Here is a 5,486-nt window from a genome sequence, read left to right on the forward strand (position 1 = left end):
TTGTATGAGCAAGGAATTACACATCAACACAATTTTGGCCCAGGCGGGTATCAAATCAGATGAAGCGACAGGGGCATTGGTGACACCCCTTCATTTTTCAACAACTTATCAGCATCCAGAGTTCGGTCAGTCTACTGGATTTGACTATACGCGTACTAAAAACCCAACTCGCAGTAAGGCGGAGGAAGTCTTGGCGGCTATTGAGTCAGCAGACTATGCCCTAGCGACTAGCTCAGGGATGTCAGCCATTGTGTTAGCTTTTAGCGTCTTTCCAGTAGGAAGTAAGGTTTTGGCAGTACGTGACCTTTATGGAGGTTCTTTCCGCTGGTTTAATCAAGTGGAGCAGGAAGGCCGTTTCCATTTTACCTATGCCAATACAGAAGAAGAGTTGATTGCTGAGTTAGAAAAGGACGTGGATGTTCTCTATATCGAAACACCAACCAATCCCTTGATGTTGGAATTTGATATCGAAAAACTAGCAAAATTGGCTCATGCTAAGGGTGCCAAAGTGGTGGTGGACAATACCTTTTACAGCCCTATCTACCAACGTCCGATTGAAGATGGAGCAGATATCGTTCTCCATTCAGCAACCAAGTATCTAGCAGGCCACAATGATGTCTTGGCTGGAGTTGTTGTGACCAATAGTGTAGAATTATACGAAAAGCTTTGCTACAATCTCAATACGACAGGGGCAGTCTTGTCTCCATTTGACAGTTATCAATTGATTCGTGGTCTCAAGACCTTGTCTCTTCGTATGGAGCGCTCAACAGCTAACGCCCAAGAAGTGGTCGCCTTTTTGAAGGATTCTCCAGCAGTTAAGGAAGTTCTCTACACTGGTCGTGGAGGCATGATTTCCTTTAAAGTAGCGGATGAAACACGCATTCCTCACATTTTAAACAGCCTCAAGGTCTTCTCTTTTGCGGAAAGTTTGGGTGGAGTGGAGAGTCTGATCACTTATCCAACGACGCAAACTCACGCTGATATTCCAGCAGAAGTGCGCCATTCTTATGGTTTGACAGATGACCTCTTGCGTTTGTCGATTGGGATTGAGGATGCTAGAGATTTGATTGCAGATTTGCGCCAAGCCTTGGAAGGATAAGATAAAGATGGGAAAATATGATTTTACAAGCCTGCCCAATCGTTTAGGGCACCATACCTATAAATGGAAAGAAGCAGAAACGGATAGTGAAGTCCTACCAGCTTGGATAGCGGATATGGACTTTGTAGTCTTGCCTGAAATCCGCCAAGCTGTGCAAACTTACGCTGATCAACTGGTTTATGGCTATACCTATGCCAGTGAAGAGTTAATTAAGGAAGTTCAAAAGTGGGAAGCCACACAACACGGTTACCACTTTGACAAAGAGGCTCTTGTCTTTATCGAGGGTGTGGTACCAGCCATCTCAACAGCTATTCAAGCCTTTACAAAAGAAGGCGAGGCGGTTTTGATTAACACACCTGTCTATCCACCCTTTGCACGTAGTGTCAAGTTGAACAACCGCAGATTGATTACCAATTCTTTGGTAGAAAAGGATGGTCTGTTTGAGATTGACTTTGACCGACTTGAAAAGGATTTGGTGGAAGAGGATGTCAAACTTTATATTCTCTGCAATCCTCACAATCCTGGTGGACGTGTTTGGGAAAAAGAAGTGTTGGAGAAGATTGGTCAACTCTGCCAAAAACACGGTGTTTTCTTGGTTTCAGATGAGATTCACCAAGATTTGGCCCTCTTTGGTCACAAACACCAGTCTTTCAATACCGTCCACCCTGACTTTAAAGAATTTGCTATCGTCTTGACCAGTGCCACTAAAACCTTTAACATCGCTGGGACAAAAAATTCCTATGCAGTCATTGAAAATCCTAAGTTGAGACTGGCTTACCAGAAACGCCAGTTGGCCAATAATCAGCATGAAATTTCAGGCTTGGGCTATTTGGCGACAGAAGCTGCTTATCGCTATGGGAAGGATTGGTTAGAGGAACTCAAGCAAGTCTTTGAAGACCATATCAATTATGTGGTGGATTTATTTGGAAAAGAGACAAAAATCAAGGTCATGAAACCGCAAGGAACCTACTTGATTTGGCTTGATTTTTCAGCCTATGACCTGACTGATGAAAGATTGCAAGAGTTGTTGAGAAATGAAGCTAAGGTTATCCTCAACCGTGGTTTGGATTTTGGAGAGGAAGGGAGTCTCCATGCCCGTCTCAATGTAGCCATGCCCAAATCCCTGCTGCAAGAAGTTTGTCAGCGAATTGTGACGACTTTTGCCAAACGTTAAAAATCCAGCCTTCTAGGAGAAAAGTATCCCTAGAAGGCTATTTTCATAGGTGAAAATATGGTATAATAAAAAGATAAGGTAAAGGTGAAAATATGGCTAAATTGATTCCGGGGAAAATCCGTATCGAAGGCGTTGCCCTTTATGAAACTGGTAAGGTTGACATTATCAAGGAAAAGAACAATCGGCTCTACGCTCGCGTTGCAGAAGAAGAACTGCGCTATAGTTTGGAGGATGATTTGGTTTTTTGTGCCTGCGATTTTTTCCAAAAGAGGGGCTACTGTGTGCATTTGGCAGCGTTGGAGCATTTTCTGAAAAATGATGAGCGTGGTCAGGAAATCTTGCAAAGTCTGGAAGAAGGTCATGAAGAAAAAGAGGCCGTTGAAACCAAGGTGACCTTGGGTGGCAAATTTTTGGACCGAATCTTGTCTCCAAAATCAGAACGTGCCTATGAATTATCGGCTGTGGGGCAAGTGGAAGCAGGAACCAATCATATCTTGTGGACCCTGAGAATCGGCCAAATCAATAGCCAAAAATACTACGTCATTCGGGATATTCCACTCTTTTTAAGAATTGTCGAGCAGAGAAAGTCTTATATGATTGGCAAGATTTATGAGGAGTCTCTTTCTTGGGAAGCCTTTGATGAGGCCAGTCAAGAACTTCTGACTTTCTTGCGAGGACTGATGGAGGAAGGACAGGCTCCAGACTTCTTTTTCCAAAACCAAGGTCGGCACCTCTTTTTCCCTCTGACTTTTTTTGAGCAGGGTGTGAATTTACTGATGACCTTGCCACATTTTCAATTTGACCATCAAGTGGATAGCTACCAGACTCTACTTTTTCAGGATATGCATGCTGATGCCAATCTATTTGCCTTTACAGTAACAGAATACTCGGATTATTTTGAAATGGAAATCAGTGAGAGTCCTAGGGTCAATGTCTTTTATCAGGGGGCTGTACTTTTCCATAAAGGACAGGTTTATTTTCTAACAGACCAGCAGATGCGTCTTCTTAAGGAAATCAAAGCGCTGCCTTTGGATCAGCATGGAAAGAAATACCTCCAATTTGATAGTAGTGACCGAGATAAGTTGGCTTCCTGTCTAACGCTCTTTAGCCAGATGGGGACCGTTTCAGCTCCAGAACGTTTACAAATCAAAACCTTTACGCCCTCTTTTTACTTTGACAGGGAAGAAGATAATCGGATTCGTTTAGAAATTCAGTTTGATTATGGAGATAAGCAGATATCTAGCCGACAAGAGTTAGAAGAATTACCATTTTCGAGTGATGCTGACTTAGAAGAAAGAGTTTTCCAAGTCTGTTTGGCAGCTGGCTTTGAAGCAGATTTTCAATCTTGGCGTCAGGCCCTAAAAGCAGAGTCTGTTTATCATTTCTTCCACGAAATCATTCCAGTCTTTGAAAAACTCGGGAATGTTGATTTATCAGACAAGTTAGAAGAACTCTATAACCTAGCAAGCCCTCAAGTGCAGATTGCTTCCAAGGGAGGTCTCTTGGAAATCCAGTTTGATTTTCAAGATATAGCCCAAGAGGAAATTGACCAAGCTATGCAGGCCTTGGTTGATAATCGAGATTTTTATATTGATTCGTCTAATAAAGTCTACTTTTTCGATGAAGAAACCAAGAAAATTCGCCAAGATTTACGGGAATTGGGGCAATTTGAGTTAAAAGATGGGGCCTTGCAGGCTCGGAAATCCTTGGCCTACAGTTTAGCTCATCTTTTTGAGGGGCGAGATAGTGTTTCTTTTTCACAAGAATTCCAGAATCTGGCTCACGATTTGACGCATCCAGAGGACTTCCCTAGACAAGCAACTCAGGTTCAGGCTGATTTGCGAGATTATCAGGAAAAGGGAATCGGCTGGCTGCAAATGCTCCATCATTATGGTTTTGGTGGGATTTTGGCTGATGATATGGGATTGGGTAAAACCCTGCAGACCATTGCTTTTTTGACCAGTCAAGTGACAAAAGAAAGTCGAGTCTTGATTTTAGCACCGTCAGGTTTGATTTACAACTGGGCAGATGAGTTTCAGAAATTTGCCCCACAGTTGGATATGGCTGTTGTTCATGGTTTGAAAGCTAGTCGTGAAGAGATTCTTGCTGAGAGCCATCAAATCTATGTGACGAGCTATGCTACCTTCCGTCAGGACAGTGAGCTTTATCAGGGGATGTCCTTTGACTTCCTTTTCTTAGATGAAGCTCAGGTCATGAAAAATGCCCAGACCAAGATTGCCCAGACCTTGAGACAATTTGTGGTGCCGTCAGTTTTTGCCCTGTCAGGGACACCGATTGAAAATCATCTGGGTGAGCTGTGGTCTATTTTCCAAATCGTCATGCCAGGACTTTTGCCAAGCAAGAAAGAATTTATGAAATTATCAGCTGAGCGCGTTGCTCAGTTTATCAAACCTTTCGTGATGAGGCGCAAGAAAGAAGAAGTGCTGACTGAATTGCCAGACTTGATTGAAGTGGTTTATAAAAATGAACTGGAAGGCCAGCAAAAGGCTATCTACCTAGCCCAGTTGCAACAGATGCGAGACCGTTTAGCTCAGGTGTCAGATCAGGAATTTCAGAGAAGTCGGGTGGAAATCTTATCTGGTCTGATGCGCTTGCGCCAAATCTGTGACACTCCTGCCCTCTTTATGGAAGATTATCAGGGAGCCAGTGGCAAACTGGATAGTCTCCGAGACCTGCTGGTCCAGGTGGCAGACGGCGGACACCGTGTCTTGATTTTCTCTCAGTTCAAGGGAATGTTGGAGAAAATTGAACAAGAATTGCCAGACTTGGGCATGACTTCCTTTAAAATTACGGGTTCAACCCCAGCCAAGGAAAGACAAGACATGACCAAAGCCTTTAACCAAGGGGAAAGAGATGCCTTTCTGATTTCCCTCAAGGCTGGTGGTGTCGGTCTGAACCTGACAGGTGCTGATACGGTTATCTTGGTTGACCTTTGGTGGAATCCTGCGGTGGAAGCGCAAGCCATTGGCCGTGCCCATCGGATGGGACAGGAAGAAACGGTTGAGGTCTATCGCTTGGTAACCAAGGGAACTATTGAAGAAAAAATTCAGGAACTACAAGAACAGAAGAAACATTTGGTGTCACAAGTATTGGACGGCACAGAGTCACGTGGTAGTCTGACCCTAGCAGAAATTAGAGAAATTTTGGGAATTTCTGAAGCCAGCACTTGAAAAATCAAGACAATACGCTATA

The 5,486-nt window shown here is 43.6% G+C and carries 3 protein-coding genes; all 3 read left to right on the top strand.

Annotated features, from left to right (window positions below; genetic code table 11):
• Positions 1-4: 4 nt before the first annotated feature.
• The 3 genes from QZ359_RS07350 (at position 5) to QZ359_RS07360 (ending at position 5,464) form a co-directional block, all read left to right on the top strand.
• Complete coding sequence (locus tag QZ359_RS07350) at positions 5-1,099, top strand: cystathionine gamma-synthase (RefSeq protein ID WP_261076744.1); 1,095 nt, start codon at positions 5-7, stop codon at positions 1,097-1,099.
• 7 nt (positions 1,100-1,106) lie between these two features.
• On the top strand, positions 1,107-2,273 hold the full coding sequence (locus tag QZ359_RS07355) for a MalY/PatB family protein (RefSeq protein ID WP_261076746.1): 1,167 nt from the start codon (positions 1,107-1,109) through the stop codon (positions 2,271-2,273).
• Between the two features lie 92 nt (positions 2,274-2,365).
• Positions 2,366-5,464, top strand: a complete 3,099-nt coding sequence (locus tag QZ359_RS07360; protein ID WP_261031018.1) for a DEAD/DEAH box helicase — start codon at positions 2,366-2,368, stop codon at positions 5,462-5,464.
• Positions 5,465-5,486: the final 22 nt, after the last annotated feature.

Origin of the sequence: Streptococcus sp. (assembly GCF_019414905.1) — a bacterium.
Lineage (GTDB): Bacteria > Bacillota > Bacilli > Lactobacillales > Streptococcaceae > Streptococcus.